General features: G+C 64.9%; 6 protein-coding genes and 2 pseudogenes. 2 read left to right on the top strand and 6 right to left on the bottom strand.

Annotated features, from left to right (window positions below; genetic code table 11):
- Positions 1–260: 260 nt before the first annotated feature.
- A pseudogene (locus L1787_RS25585) lies at positions 261–494 on the bottom strand (transposase); the annotation flags it as partial.
- A 529-nt stretch (positions 495–1023) separates the two neighbouring features.
- Here L1787_RS25585 and L1787_RS02520 point away from each other — a divergent pair.
- Positions 1024–1653 (top strand): annotated as a pseudogene (locus L1787_RS02520) (recombinase family protein).
- 531 nt (positions 1654–2184) lie between these two features.
- Here L1787_RS02520 and infC read toward each other — a convergent pair.
- Both infC and L1787_RS02510 read right to left on the bottom strand, forming a co-directional pair.
- Positions 2185–2730, bottom strand: a complete 546-nt coding sequence (gene infC / locus L1787_RS02515; RefSeq protein ID WP_235707157.1) for a translation initiation factor IF-3 — start codon at positions 2728–2730, stop codon at positions 2185–2187.
- Positions 2731–2823: 93 nt separating this feature from the next.
- Positions 2824–4005: a glycosyltransferase family 4 protein gene (locus L1787_RS02510; protein ID WP_235706901.1), complete on the bottom strand. Its 1182-nt coding sequence runs from the start codon at positions 4003–4005 to the stop codon at positions 2824–2826.
- A 94-nt stretch (positions 4006–4099) separates the two neighbouring features.
- On the opposite strand from L1787_RS02510, the gene L1787_RS02505 reads away from it, so the two are divergent.
- A complete protein-coding gene (locus L1787_RS02505) occupies positions 4100–4858 on the top strand; it encodes an alpha/beta hydrolase (RefSeq protein ID WP_235706900.1) in 759 nt (252 codons plus the stop codon).
- An 8-nt stretch (positions 4859–4866) separates the two neighbouring features.
- On the opposite strand, the gene L1787_RS02500 is transcribed toward L1787_RS02505, so the two are convergent.
- The 3 genes from L1787_RS02500 to L1787_RS02490 form a co-directional block, all read right to left on the bottom strand.
- Positions 4867–9018 carry a helix-hairpin-helix domain-containing protein gene (locus L1787_RS02500; RefSeq protein ID WP_235707156.1) on the bottom strand — a complete coding sequence of 1384 codons (4152 nt, stop codon included), beginning with the start codon at positions 9016–9018 and terminating at the stop codon, positions 4867–4869.
- Positions 9018–10661, bottom strand: coding sequence for a Y-family DNA polymerase (locus tag L1787_RS02495; RefSeq protein WP_235706899.1), 1644 nt, complete (start codon positions 10659–10661; stop codon positions 9018–9020). Before L1787_RS02495 ends, L1787_RS02500 begins: the two co-directional genes overlap by 1 nt.
- Before the next feature lie 979 nt (positions 10662–11640).
- Positions 11641–14139 carry an ABC transporter permease gene (locus tag L1787_RS02490; RefSeq protein ID WP_235707155.1) on the bottom strand — a complete coding sequence of 833 codons (2499 nt, stop codon included), beginning with the start codon at positions 14137–14139 and terminating at the stop codon, positions 11641–11643.
- Positions 14140–14182 lie beyond the last annotated feature (43 nt).

Raw genomic sequence — 14182 nt, 5'->3', positions numbered from 1 at the left:
GACCCATGTTGGAACCCGGTATCTTCCGAATGAATATTCGATCAAGGTTCTCGCGCCCGCTACAATTTCGTTCGGAATAGCTGCAGACTCGGCGAGTATTTTATTTAATGCAGCCTCAAATTCAATCCAAGTTGCATAAGTCGGAGTTTCGGCGCTAGCCTCGAGGCGTTTTTTCATTCGGTTCACCGAGCGTCAGCCACTCGGTTCCTTGTCCTTAGTTGTCCACCCCAGCCATCCTAGGGCGTAGACTGACAACTGCGTTCCATGAGGCGGTCCCACACACCTGCTTTCCGCCATCGAACAAATCGGTTGTAGCAGGTGGTACGCGGGCCGTAGCGTTCGGGCAGATCGCGCCACGGCGCTCCTGATCGGAGCACCCAAAAGATGCCGTTGAGCACACGCCGATCGTCGACACACTGCACGCGTAAACTGCCCGAAGAAGGCTCTTTCCGTACCTCGCTCCGAGGCCGCCGGGGCGCTCCAGCACTCCACTCGACACCTTGGCGGCCCCTTGTAGGCCTATCGGTGGTTTTGCACCACGGATCTGAGTGGGTATCTAGATCCTCTTTGCGCCCCAGTTTCCCCCGTAGGGGTACCTAGTCATCTTATAGGCAGGCATGCTTTAGCTGGGATCGATGAAGTTCTTCTGATATATCAACCAGGTTGCTTGGTAGTCAGCGAACCATTACATTGATCGCACCACGACAAGACTGACTAAGCTACCCATCATTCTTCCTATCATTGACCGACACCACCGAGTTGCGATCGAGCCTCGACCGTACTCGCTCTTTCTCCGCATCCCTTTCGTGGGGGAGTTGGCCAGTAATGACGTAGAGGCGCGGCCCTTCGCTCCTTGGCGTGACGCCTCGCGATCGGAAGCTAACCGGGTCGAGTACGGCCCCTCAGCGACCGATAGGGCATAGGCCAACGGTCGTTCAGCCAGACAGCACCAGCGCGTCCGTGAGGGTCGACATCGCCCTTTCGGACGCCTCAGCCCCGGACATCACCTCTACGGACACCGCCATGACCAAGACGATCCTCTACGCCCGCGTCTCAACCACCGAGCAGACCCTGGAGCACCAACAGGCCCAAGCGGAGGCCTCAGGGTTCTCGTTCGACTACGTGATCGCCGATCATGGCGTGTCTGGCGTGTCGGTGCCCATCAAGGAGAGGCCGGAGGGTCGACGCCTCTTCGATCTCCTTCGCGAGGGCGACACGCTCGTCGTGCGCTGACTCGATAGGCTCGGGCGCAACTATGTCGACGTCACAGCGACCGTGCGGGAGCTTCTGGATCGTGGGGTGACCATCAGGACCGTTATCAACGGCATGTCCTTCGATGGCTCGGCCAAGGACCCGATGTCGAAGGCGGTGCGGGACGCGCTCCTGGGGTTCATGGCCGCGATGGCGGAGGCCCAGGCCGAGACGATGAAGGAGGCGCAGGCCGCCGGTATCGCGCTCGCGAGGTCGAAGGGGGCGTATCGGGGTCGGAAGCCGAGCTTCAGCAGAGAGCAGCTCGACCAGGTCGTCGCGCTCCTTGGGGAGGGCCGAGGGCCTGCAGAGGTCGCAAAGGTGGCCAAAGTGTCGCGGCAGACGGTCTATCGGATCAAGGAGAACCCAGGGGCTGCAGGGCGGGCTTTGGCCGCTTGGGCGTGAAGGCGTTCGTGTGCGCGTCTCGCCCCTAGCGGTACCATGATACCGTTCTCATGATCGGCGCGCGGTGCATCATGAACAGGGGAGGCGCGCGGCCGCGCGATCGGATAACCGGTTGCCGCGAGCTCCGATATGCGGATGCGCGAGAAACGGTTGCGCGCCCCCAAGCGCAACCGTTGCTCCATGATCATGGAGAACGCGGTCCGACGCGAAGCGCCCGCCGAGACACAGGCAAACGGTCCGACATCTCGGCCGCTGAAGAAGGTCAATTCGCGGGGGATAGCCGGTGCCGCTCTCGGAGAGCGTTGGAGCTTCTCGGTCCGGGCGAGAAAGGGCCGATATCGATACGGCCGGTCGACATATGACATCGGCTGTATCAGGCCGACGTTATCCAGTTCTGCCGATGATGTGTCGCCCAGCCACAGCGCGGAGCCCGGTCGACATCACAACCCAAATCGCGCCGGCCCGCCGCGTTGCGGGCCGGACGAGACCTGTTCGGACCACCGGCGCGAAATTCGGCCGGTGGTGGTTCGCTCAGCGCGCGGTGGGTGCGAGGACCATCACCATCTGGCGGCCTTCGAGCTTTGGCTCGGCCTCCACCTTGGCGATTTCCTGCGTGTCGTCGCGCACTTTGTTGAGGAGCTCCATGCCGAGATTCTGATGCGCCATCTCGCGACCGCGGAAACGCAACGTGACCTTGACCTTGTCGCCCCCTTCGAAAAATTTGCGAATGGCCTTCATCTTCACGTCGTAATCGTGCGTGTCGATGTTCGGGCGCATCTTGATCTCTTTGACCTCGAAGGTCTTTTGCTTCTTGCGCGCCTCGGCGGCCTTCTTCTGCGTCTGGAACTTGAAGCGCCCATAATCGAGAATCTTACAGACCGGCGGGTCGGAGTTCGGCGCGACCTCGACGAGGTCGAGGCCGGCATCTTCCGCCAGCTGAATCGCTTCGTCGATCGAAACGATGCCGCGATTGGAACCGTCTGCGTCCACGAGCTGGACGCGAGGAACACGGATATCCCTGTTGGTGCGAGGGCCTTGCTTCAGGACCGGCGCAGGAGCACGGTGGGGTCGGCGAATGGCAGTGTCTCCACAAATCGTTGGTCTCGTTCACCCGAGCATGGAACGCGGATCGATACGGCATCGCCACATGACCACGCGCAGGCTTAAGTCTCAATATAGCGCGGAAATGTCGTCTTCCAAAAGAGAATGGTAGACCCCTAGCGTTTTTCGCTTCATCACATCCAGCGAAAAGTGGCTGAGAGCATGCGCGCGACCGCGCATTCCGACATCGCTGCGGCTGTCGTTCGAGGCCTGCAATGCCTGGAACATCGCCTCGGCGAGGGCCACCGGATCGTGCGGCGGAACCCGCCATCCGGTGCGTTTGTCGCGCCCGACATCGGGGGGCGCGAGCACCGTCTCCCGCACCGCGCCGAGATCCGTCACCACCACGGGCCTGCCAGCGGCCTGCGCCTCCACAGCCGCCCTGCCGAAGGCTTCCGGCTCGATCGCCGGCTGAACGGCGAGCGTCGCCGCCGCGAGCGCCCCCGGAATATCGTCGACATGACCGACGAGCCGAACGCGGTCTTCGAGGCCCAATTGCCGCATCTTGTCCCGGAGTTTCTGGGTGTAGGCCGCCCGGCCCTGATCGTCCCCTGCGAGGACGCACACCCACTCCCGCGCGTTGCGCGCCTTGAGGAGAGCGAGGGCGTCGAGGAGATCCTCCTGCCCCTTCCAGGGCGTCAGCCTCGCGACGTTCAGCAGGATCGGGATCCGTGCATCGACATTCCAGGCGCGCCGAAATCCGTCGGCCCGCGCACTCGCGTCCTCGTCGAAGGCCGACAGATCGATCCCACGGTGGATGGTGACGATGCGCGAGGCCGCGAAGGGATGCTGACTGACGATCCGCTCGGCGGTGAAAGCCGAGTTGGCGATGACGATATCGCCGCGCGCCATCACGGAATTGTAGCGGTTTTTCAAGACCGTCCGCGCATTGTAGGCGCCGTGATAGGTGGTTACGAAGCGCCGCCGCGTCCAGTTGGCCGCCCACAAGGCCGACCAGGCCGGCGCACGCGATCGGGCATGGATGATGTCGACGCCCTCGCGCTCCATGAGGTCGGCGAGGCGAACGGCATTCGAGCGCATCCGCAAAGGCGCCTTGGTGGCGACAGGCATCGTCACGTGCTCGGCGCCGGTCGCACGCAGCTCCTCGAGCATCCGCCCGCCTTCGGAGACGACGATCGCCCGGTCCCCATGCTCGACGAGGGCGGCCGCGATATCGATGGTCGTCCGCTCCGCACCGCCCGTTTCGAGCTCGGGCACCACTTGCAGGATCGTCATCGGCCGCGCACTCATGCCATTTGCCCTTCAACCTTGTTAGGGGCGTCGTGGGCGGCTGACGCCGGCCAAGCCCCGCGAAGCTTTCAGCATAGCAAAGAGACATAGGCCAATGGTTGACGACGAAGCGGCTCGCATCGAGACCGGCGACACCGAGCTCGCCGTGCGCATTACCGCGGGCGAGGATCCCACGATCTTGTGGCTCGGCGGTTTCCGGTCCGACATGCTGGGGAGCAAGGCGGCCGCGCTCGCCGAATGGGGTGCTGCGAACGGTCGCAGGGTGGTCCGCTTCGACTATCGTGGGCATGGCGAATCGGGCGGCCGGTTCGAGGACCTCGCCCTTTCGGACTGGCTCGCGGACGCCCGCCTCGTGATGGAGGCGGAATGCAAGGGGCCGACGATCGCGGTCGGCTCGTCGATGGGGGGGTGGATCGCCCTTCTCCTCGCACGCGAGCGGCTCGCGGCGAGGCGGCCGCTCGCCGGCCTCGTCCTGATCGCGCCGGCCGCCGACTTCACCGAGCTGTTGATGTGGCCGCGGCTCCCGGAGGCGGCGCGCCGGGAGATCGAAGACAACGGCGTGACCTATCTTCCGTCCGAGTATGGCGAGCCGCTCGCGATCACGCGGCGCCTTTTCGAGGACGGTCGCGATCATCTCCTCTACGGGGATACGCCGATCGAGACCGGCTGTCCGGTCCACATCCTGCAGGGCATCGAGGATCCCGACGTGCCCTATGGCCATACGCTCGAGCTCGTCGAGCATCTTGCCCATGACGACGTCGTCTTGACGCTCGTCAAGGATGGCGACCACCGCCTTTCTCGCGATGCGGATATTGCCCGCATGCTGGCGGCCGTCGAGGGCATCGCGCGCTGAGCGGGCGCTCAATGAAAGTTCCTCCCTTTGGGCAGGGCGCGGCGTAGCGATTTCGCCGCGCCCTTGTCGCCGAGCTTGGAGACGTCCGAGGCGGCGGTGCGCGCCGTGCCCCAGGTCGCGCGCGGGGCTGGCCGGATGGTCTCCGCCTCGCGCTCCGTCGGCGCGGCGCCGCCGGCGATCCGGGCCGCGGCGCGCCGGTGCGCATCGAGCGCTGCGGAGACCGCCGGATCCTGAAGGGGGGTGTCGTTCTGATAATGCGCCATCGCATCGAGAAGCCGTGCCAGGCGTTGCATCGATCCATTTTCGGTGCGGGCGTCGACGCCCGGACGCTTCACCTCGTCGGCGCGATCGAGAACGCTCCAATCGTCATACTTCTCGGCGAGCTCCGAGAGGAGGTCCGTGCGGTCGTCGAGCCTTTCGGCGACGACGTGGATCACGCCGTCCTGCGCCTGCACGCGCCCCGTCACCTTCACGAAGCGCGCACCGAGGACGATCTGGCGGTACGCCTCGAACACCTTCGGCCACACGATCACGTTGGCGACGCCGGTCTCGTCCTCCAAGGTCATGAAGATGACGCCCTTCGCCGAGCCCGGCCGCTGACGCACGAGAACGAGCCCCGCCACGCTGATCCGGCGCTGGTTCGCCGCACCCACATTCTCGGCCGCAATGATCCTCTCGCGCTGCAGATGCCGGCGGACGAACGCCACGGGATGCCCCTTCAAGGAGAGAGACAAGAACCTGTAATCGTTGATGACCTCTTCGCCGGGCGGCATGGGCGGCAAGTTCGCCGGAGCCTCGTATTGAAGATCCGTGTAGTCGGCCGCGGCGAACAGCGGCAGATCCTCCGGGCGGCTGTCCCGGTCGAGCCCACGCGCGGCCCACGCCGCGTCGCGCCGCGAAAGACCGATAGAGGCGAACGCGTCCGCATCGGCCAATCGCTCGATTGTTGCACGGGATAGGCCTGTCCGCAGCCACAGGTCCCGCACGGAATCGTACCCCTTCCCGCGCAGGGCGACGAGACGCGTCAGCGCCTCCTCCTCGAGCCCCTTCACCTGGCGGAAGCCGAGCCGCACCGCTCGCCGTGAGCGGATCACATCACGCATCGAGGCATGGTCGGGATGGAGACGCTCCACCGACCACTCCCCCGCCTCCAACCGCGCATCCCAATCGGACAGATTGACGTCGACAGGGCGAACCTCGACACCATGCTGCCGCGCGTCACGGACGATCTGCGAAGGCGCGTAAAACCCCATCGGCTGACTGTTGAGAAGCGCCGCGCAGAACACATCCGGATAATAACATTTCAGCCAGCACGAACCATACACCAGAAGCGCGAAACTCGTGGCATGGCTTTCTGGAAAACCATACTCACCGAAACCTTCGATCTGCTTGAAACAGCGGGCGGCAAACGTCGGATCATAGCCGCGCTTGACCATGCCATCGACCATTTTATCCCGGAAGGTGCCGATAGTGCCGACCTTCTTGAAGGTCGCCATCGCCCGGCGAAGCTGATCGGCCTCGCTGGGCGTGAAGCCGGCGGCGACGATCGCGATGCGCATCGCCTGCTCTTGGAAAAGCGGAACGCCGAGCGTTTTGGAGAGCACTCCTTCGAGCTCTTTGGAGGGATAGGCCACGATCTCCTTCTTTTGGCGTCGCCTCAAATAAGGATGGACCATATCCCCTTGGATCGGACCGGGTCGCACGATCGCAACCTCGATCACGAGGTCATAGAAGGTGTGCGGCCGCAGGCGCGGCAGCATGGTCATCTGGGCGCGGCTCTCGATCTGAAAGACGCCGAGCGTATCGGCCCTTGAGATCATGGCGTAAACGGCCGGATCCTCGCTCGGGATCGTCGCGAGCGTCACCGGCCACGCCTCATATTGAGGAACGCCCTGCTCGGCCTCTCTCCGTCGGATTGGCGGCGCGTGCTGCGCGCTCGGCAGCGCGATCACCGTCCCCGAAGCGCCGCCCTCCCCTTGCCGGACGGCCCTCGCGGGCCGTGCCATGCCGGCGTCTCCGACCGCCTTCTCGAAGGAAATCGGCTCACGATCCGTGAACGCGCCTTCTGCCCGGCGCGGGGCCACCGTGTCGAGACGCTCCCCGTCCGCCGCGAGCACCGGATCGAGCGCGCCACGCTCGCGCGCCATAGAGCAGGCCGCGAGGCCGGCGCCCCCTGCCGCCGCGCCGAATGCGGGCCGGGCCGTTCCGTGGGACGCCGCTCCGCGCAGCGCGCCCCAAGTGGACGCAGGGCCCCCGGCCCCAGATGCGCTCCCGCACAAAGCGGACGCGGAGGTAGAGGCTGAAGCGGAGGCTGCGCCCGCAAACCCGCCGACCGCTCCGCCGCGAGCCGGCCATGGTGGAGGAGGCTGCCCATGGCCCGCCTCTTCCTTCCCTTCCCTCGCCCCTCTTCCCCTCAAGGCGAGCGTCGTTGCCCCGATGGCCTCCCCAGCCCTCGGGTGCGGCGAGGAAAGGGCCGCCCGATCGCCCGTTCGAAGGGCGAAATCTTCCGAATAATGCTCGGCAATCAGCGCCAACGCCTTGCGCAGGCACGTCAGCATTCCGAGCGCGAGGACGTCGATCTTCAGGATCCCGAGCGCGTCGAGATCGTCCTTGTCCCATTCGATATGGGTGCGGTCGTCCATCGCCGCCTTAACGATGGGGACCAACTCGTCGAGCCGGCCGCGGGTGATCACGAACCCGCCGACATGTTGCGACAAATGCCGCGGGAAACCGGCGATCTCACGCGACAGGCGGATGAGGTGTCCCATCCGCCGCTCGCCCGGATCGAAGCCCGACCGGGCGGCCTCCTGCGCGCCGATTCCCTTGTCGGAACGTCCCCATACGCGGCTCGACAGGGCGGACACCGAATCCTCCGAAAGGCCGAGCGCCTTGCCGATCTCACGCGCCGCCGACCGCGCGCGATAGCTGATCACGGTCGCCGCAATGCCCGCCCGATCCCGTCCATATTTGTTGTAAATATATTGGATGACCTCTTCACGCCGCTCATGCTCGAAATCGACGTCGATATCGGGCGGCTCGCGCCGGTCGGGCGAGATGAAACGCTCGAACAGAAGACTGAAGTGCTCCGGGTCGACATCGGTGATGCCGAGACAATAACAAATCGTCGAATTGGCCGCCGAGCCGCGCCCTTGCGCCAAGATCCCCCGCGTTCGCGCGAAGCGGACAATGTCATAGACGGTCAGGAAATAAGGCGCGTACGCGAGCTGCTCGACGAGATCGAGCTCATACCTGATCTGGTCGGCGACGTGTTTTGGCGGAGTGCCGAGATAGCGTATACGCGCGCCGTCCTCGACGAGACGCACGAGCGTTTCGTGAGGAGTGCGCCCCGGATCGCTCGGCTCTTCGGGGTATTCGTAACGCAAGGTGTCGAGCGAGAAGGAAAGACGCTCCAGCACCGCGATCGTTTCGTCGAGAGCCTCCGGCCAATCCTGGAAAAGCCGCGCCATTTCGCTGGGACGCTTGAGATGATGCTCCGCATTCGCCATCAGGCGCCGTCCTGCGGCGTCGATCGTGGTGTGCTCGCGGATCGCGGTCAGGACGTCCTGCAAGGGGCGGCGACACGGATCGTGATAAAGTGGGAGATTGGTCGCAAGCGGACGCAGACCGAACGAGCGGGCGAGTTCGGCATAATGGCGCAACCGACGCTCGTCCTGCGGGCCGTAGGGCCGATTGACCGCAAGGCGCAGCGGCTCGCCGCCCTCAGGAAGCGCCGCGACCACCTTCTCGATGGCGCCCGCGCAACCCGTTTCCGCGACGATCGCGATGACGAGCCCCTCGCACCAGTCGACGAGGTCGCCGAGATCGAGCCGGCACACACCTTTTTCTCCGCGCATATTGCCGACCGTCAGAAGGCGGCACAGGCGCCCATAAGCGGCCCGGTCGGTTGGCCAGACGAGGCAATCGGGCGTTCCATCACGGAAAACGAGGCGGCAACCGACCGCGCTTTTCAAGCCGATCTGCCGCGCGGCGAGATGCGCCCGCACGACACCCGCGAGGGAGTTGCGATCGCACACCGCAATCCCGCGATAGCCGAACGACGCCGCCGTCACCACGAGCTCCTCGGGATGGGACGCGCCGTGGAGAAACGAAAAATTGCTCGCCGCCCCGAGCTCGGCGAACGCGTCGACCTGCCCTTCCATCACGCAAACAGCCCATGAACGAACCAGCGTGGGGCTTCTTCGTTTGCGCCATAAAGACCCTGGCGAAACATCCAGAAGCGGCGGCCGGCTTGATCTTCGACGCGGAAATAATCGCAGGTCTCGCCATCCCCCTCCCACCAGCTCGGCGCGATACGTTCCGGCCCTTCGGCAGCACGGACATGATAGAATATCCGCCGCCAAACGAACCGGATCGGCGGCCCGTCCGGGACGCTTGCAAGGGTCTCCACCCGCTCCGGCGGGTCGAAGAGACGTATCGGCCGCGTCGCGACACGGGGCAGAAATGGAAGCTCCGGCCTCGTTGGAGAAACAGCCTCCCCGTCCCCCGGCGCGCGCCTCCGCGCTTTCCTCGCCTCTTGCTGGGGCGCCACCTCGATCGGGCGCCATGCGACCGACTGAGCCGGCTGATGCGTATCGGTTCGGACAGCCTCGCGAACGCTCCCGGCGCCGAGCCGCGCCGTCAACGTGTCGATGAGCCGGGCGAGATCGGCGCTCATCTCGTCCTCGCCGTCGAGACGGATCTGCCGGGGGTTCAAAAGCGCCGTCTCCACCGCCCAAAGACGCACCGAATCGATACCGCTGTCCCGTTCGACCCGACTCGAAAGCCTCTCCAGGCGAGGCCGCAACAAAGCCGCCATCCTCGCAGGATCGGCCAGTGACTCGCTCGCCCCCGCCCACACATCGTGAACCATCCCGTCCGCTTGAAGGAGGCGAAAGGCGAGACGGCGCGCGCCTCTGCCTCGCTCCCTCACCCGCCCGGCAAGTTCTTTCGCAAGCTCCTCGAGCGCGACGAACACGCCCTCCATCTCCGCCAAAGGCTCGGCGAAACGGTGCTCGACAACGAGCAGAGGAGACGGCGAAAGCGGCTCGATGGGCTCCCCTTCGCGACCCTCGGCCTGATCGAGCCGCTGGGTGAGACGGGAGCCGAATCGCCGCGTCAGCGCCGCTCGGGACTGCTGCCTGAGGTGCCCCACACTCTTGAGGCCGAGGCGCGAGAGAGCGGCCGCCATTTCCTCCGGAAGCCGGAGCGCCTCGACGGGAAGCGGCGCGAGACGCCGCGCCCCGTCCCCCGGCGGCACGATCCCGCCGCCAGCATGGCGCGTGATCGCCCATGCCGTGCCGGGATTGTCCGCGATGCCGGTCCGAACATTCAGCCGCCACCGCGCGAAACGGCTCCGGAGATCGTCGACGAGCCCGTCCTCACCGCCGAAGAGATGAGCGCACCCCGTAATGTCGAGAAACAGTCCATTCGGCTGATCGATCCCGACGAAAGGGGTATAGCGATCGACGGCACGCGCGAGTGACAGCAGAAGACGGTTGTCGGCGGCGGGATCCGAGGGGGTAACGCGCAAATGAGGCACCTGCATCCGCGCTTCGGCGAGCGTAAGACCCGGAACGAGGCCCGCCTCTTGGCCAGCCTGGTCCACCGCATCGAGAACGAGCGCGCCGCCCCTCTTCGCAAACGTGCCCCGAGGCTCTCGATCGATCGCCGCATTCCCCTCATCCGAATCCGCCTCCGGCGTGACCATCCGTGAGCGCTCCCGCGCCAGCCGGTCCATCGACAGCGAGAACAACCATAGATATAGAACCCGCCGTCGATCGCAATGCGTCATGCGCTCATTCATGGGGTCGGAACTCCCTCCGAGCCCTAAATGGAATAACAGCGGCGTTATTTAGCTCACTTTTGTTCATTAAATGTTCTTTTTGGGAGCAAGCCTTTTTCGACCTTTCGGAGGCCCGCTCATCAGAAATTTCGAAAAGTTCTCCGCTCTGCGAAAGACCGAGCAGCCAACGCCCACAGCGCCCCTCTCGATTCTTCGTCAACGCCACGGACCACACAGGGTCACCGAGGAGGCCGGAATAACCAGCATACGGCCTGCTTCTCGCAGGCCTTACACACCAATGCCGTTGCGCTGCAGTGCTCCAAGATATCGGCGCCGGACAAAGGAGATATACCGGCACCTTCAGACGATGACTCCGCAATGCGAGGCGCCGGGTAACCGTCAAATCCAGAATATCCGGATCATAGATTTCGGCGACGACCGCTCCGACAGCCGCCATTTCCAAGGCTTTTTCGGCCGCCCATAGACCGTCCCCCGCCCCGTTGGCAGTAACGGAGATCAGGCGGGCGACATCGACCCCGAGCTGAGAAAGCCCCTCTTGGTAGAGCCCGCCGAGCTCCCCCCGCCCAGCCCGCCCGGAAATCCAAAGCGTCCTCCTTCGCCTTGCAGCGGCTTTAGTCATGCAAACGAGGAAAAAACCCGAAACGGCACCGAAACCCGAGACGTCGCCGGAGGAGACGATGTGAACGCCGCTCTCGCTCTCAAAATCTCTCCGCAGCATCTCCGGAGGCGCACCCGCACCGCCGGCGCGCCCCATCCCCGCCGGAACGCCGGTCGAAAACGGAGCGCGCAAAGAGGTCCGATCGTCCAGGCGAGACATGGCGCCACTCTACTCGTGCTTAATGTTCCACTTACAAATAGAACATAACAAGACCCGCCTCTTGTCAACCCAAAAAACACAATCTAAAAGAGAGTCTGAATGAGGTGATTGGGAGGCGAGTCGCACATGGATGATCTTCGGCGCGCCCTCAGCGCCCTCCTCTCAAAGGTCGCGAAGCACCGGCGCCGGCTTCTCCCCGAGCGCCCGCCACGTGCCGACGAGGCCGAGCCCCACCGTCACGATGATGGCGACGGTCACGGCGAGCACCGCGCTCATCGGCAAGAAGACGAACTCCAGCTCCATCAAATCGACCGCGATGAACCAGGCGGCCAACGTGCCCGCGGCGATCCCGAAAATCGCCGCCCCGACGCCGAGAAGGGCGTATTCGAGCCCATAGGTCGCAAGGAGCGTCCAGCGCCGCGCGCCCAACGTCTTCATGATCACGGCGTCATAGATCCGGCTGCGATGCGTGGCCGCCAACGTCCCCGCCAGCACCAGGATCGACGACACCAACGTCACCGCGGCCGCCGCACGAATGGCAAGCGCGAGATCGGATACGATGCGGTTCACCGACTCGAGCGCGTCTTTGACCCTGATGCTCGTCACCGTCGGAAAGGCGTCCGAAACCGCCTTCAGCACCCGGAGTTCATTCGCGTCCTCGCCACCATCGCCGAATGTCAGCGTCGCGAGATGCGCGTGCGGAGCGCCGGCGAACATGTTCGGCGAGAAGACCATGACGAAATTGATGGAGAGCGACTCCCATTCGACTGTCCGCAGGTTGCTGATGGTCGCATCCATCTCACGCCCCAGGACGTTGACGCGAATGACGTCGCCCACCGTCACGCCGAGCTCTTCGGCAAGATCGGCCGCAAAGGACACTTCGTTGCCCGAAGCACCCTCACGAGGCCACCAAGCCCCCTCAACGATCATGCTGTCCTGCGGCGGCTCGGCCGCGTAAGTGATGCCGCGATCGCCGCGCAGCACCCAAGATGCCTCTCCCTCGGGCCAGTCCGCCGCCGCCACTCCGTTGATGGAGACGATCCGCCCGCGCAGCATCGGCTGCGTCTCGGTCCGCGCATCGGGCGCGACCTCATCCAGCAACGCCGTGAACGATGCGATTTCACTGTTCTGGATATCGAGAAAGAAGAAACTCGGCGCTCTCTCGGGCAAGCGCGACGTTAATGTCTCCCGCAAGTTGCCGTCGAGCAGCGACAGCGTCACCAAAAGCGTGAGGCTGAGGCCGAGAGCAAGCGTTACAGTAGGCGTCAACGCGCCCCGGCGATGGATATTGGCAAGCGCCATTCTCACGATCACCGAACGACTCCGCGGCGCGCGACGCGCCAGAATCGTGACGAGAACCGCCGTGCCGCGCAGGAGCGCAAAGATCATCCCTGCACCGACAATGTAGACGAGCGCGAGCTGACGATCATAGGCGCCGGCGACGGCGGATCCCGCGAGGAGCGCTCCGACGATGGCGGTCGCGAGCACGAAGCCCCGCCGCCCCGCCGTCGCCGCCTCCGCCGTGTCGTCGCGGAACAAGGCGATCGGCCGAACGCCATAGGCTCGCGAAAGAGGCCAGAGCGCGAAGGCGAGCGCGGTCAACGCACCATAGAGAGCCGCCAGCATCAACGCGCCGGGGAACACGGAAAACAGCGCGGAAACAGGCAGGATCCCAACGAGCAGAGACCCCGCGATCGGCGGTGCGACGGCGCCCAGAACGAGCCCGATCGCGATCCCGATCATCGCGAGAAGCAAAATCTGACAGAGATAGAGCCAAACGATGAAACGAGCGCTCGCACCGAGCGAACGCAACGTCGCGATGGTCGAACGCTTACGGGCGAGAAAGGCCTGCACCGCGTTCGCGACGCCGACCCCGCCCACGGCGAGCGAGGTCAATCCGACGAGTGTCAGGAACTGCGCGAACCGATCGATCGACCGGCGCAAGCCCGGCGCCGCTTCGGTCCGCGTTTCGATTCGCCACCCGGCGGACGGGAAATCGCTCTTCGCCGCCGCGAGGATCGATTCGATCGCCGCATCGTCGAGCGGACCGTCGGCCCCGACGATCGCATAGCGCCACCGCACGAGGCTTCCGGTCGCGACGAGGCCGGAATCGGCGAGCGCCCCCACCGGGATCATCACCCGCGGCCCGAATGCGATGCCGCCGGACAACCGATCGGGCTCACGCTCGATCACATCCACGATCTCGACCGTCAGCCGCCCGAGCCCGAACCTGTCCCCGACCGAAAGCGCCGATGTCGTCATCAAGCTCTCGTCCACGACGGCGGGAACCGCATCCGTGGTGGACGCGAACGCCCGGTCGAGCGTTCCGCCGGACCTCAGCACGAGATCGCCGTAAAGCGGATAGGCGCCGTCGACCCCCTTCAGCTCGACGAGGCTTTGACGCCCCGTCTCCGGCCGCGCCATGGCCCGCAAGGTCGCGATCGACGAGACACGTCCCTGTCGCTCCAGAAAGTCGCGCTCCTCGGGCGTCGCCTGGCGATGGATCAGCGAGAACGCGACGTCACCACCCAAGAGAGACTGCCCTTCGGCGCGAATGCCTTCAGACAGGCCGGACGCGAGCGAGTTGACGGCCGCGATCGTCCCTGTTCCGAGCGCGATACACGCGATGAAGATATAAAAGCCGCGCAAACCCCCACGCATCTCTCGCAGCGCGAACCGCAGCGCGAGAGGGAGAGACACCGGC

The sequence above is a fragment of the Acuticoccus kalidii genome, assembly GCF_021556395.1.
GTDB lineage: Bacteria > Pseudomonadota > Alphaproteobacteria > Rhizobiales > Amorphaceae > Acuticoccus > Acuticoccus kalidii.
The sequence above is the reverse complement of the archived record's forward strand: the minus strand, read 5'-3'. Positions and strand labels throughout refer to the sequence as shown.

What these genes read in the sequence shown, in the direction of transcription:
- L1787_RS02510 (WP_235706901.1), bottom strand. Translation starts at nt 4,005, where the DNA reads ATGAGTGCGCGGCCGATGACGATCCTGCAAGTGGTGCCCGAGCTCGAA.
- L1787_RS02505 (WP_235706900.1), top strand. Translation starts at nt 4,100, where the DNA reads ATGGTTGACGACGAAGCGGCTCGCATCGAGACCGGCGACACCGAGCTC.
- L1787_RS02500 (WP_235707156.1), bottom strand. Translation starts at nt 9,018, where the DNA reads ATGGAAGGGCAGGTCGACGCGTTCGCCGAGCTCGGGGCGGCGAGCAAT.
- L1787_RS02495 (WP_235706899.1), bottom strand. Translation starts at nt 10,661, where the DNA reads ATGAATGAGCGCATGACGCATTGCGATCGACGGCGGGTTCTATATCTA.
- L1787_RS02490 (WP_235707155.1), bottom strand. Translation starts at nt 14,139, where the DNA reads ATGCGTGGGGGTTTGCGCGGCTTTTATATCTTCATCGCGTGTATCGCG.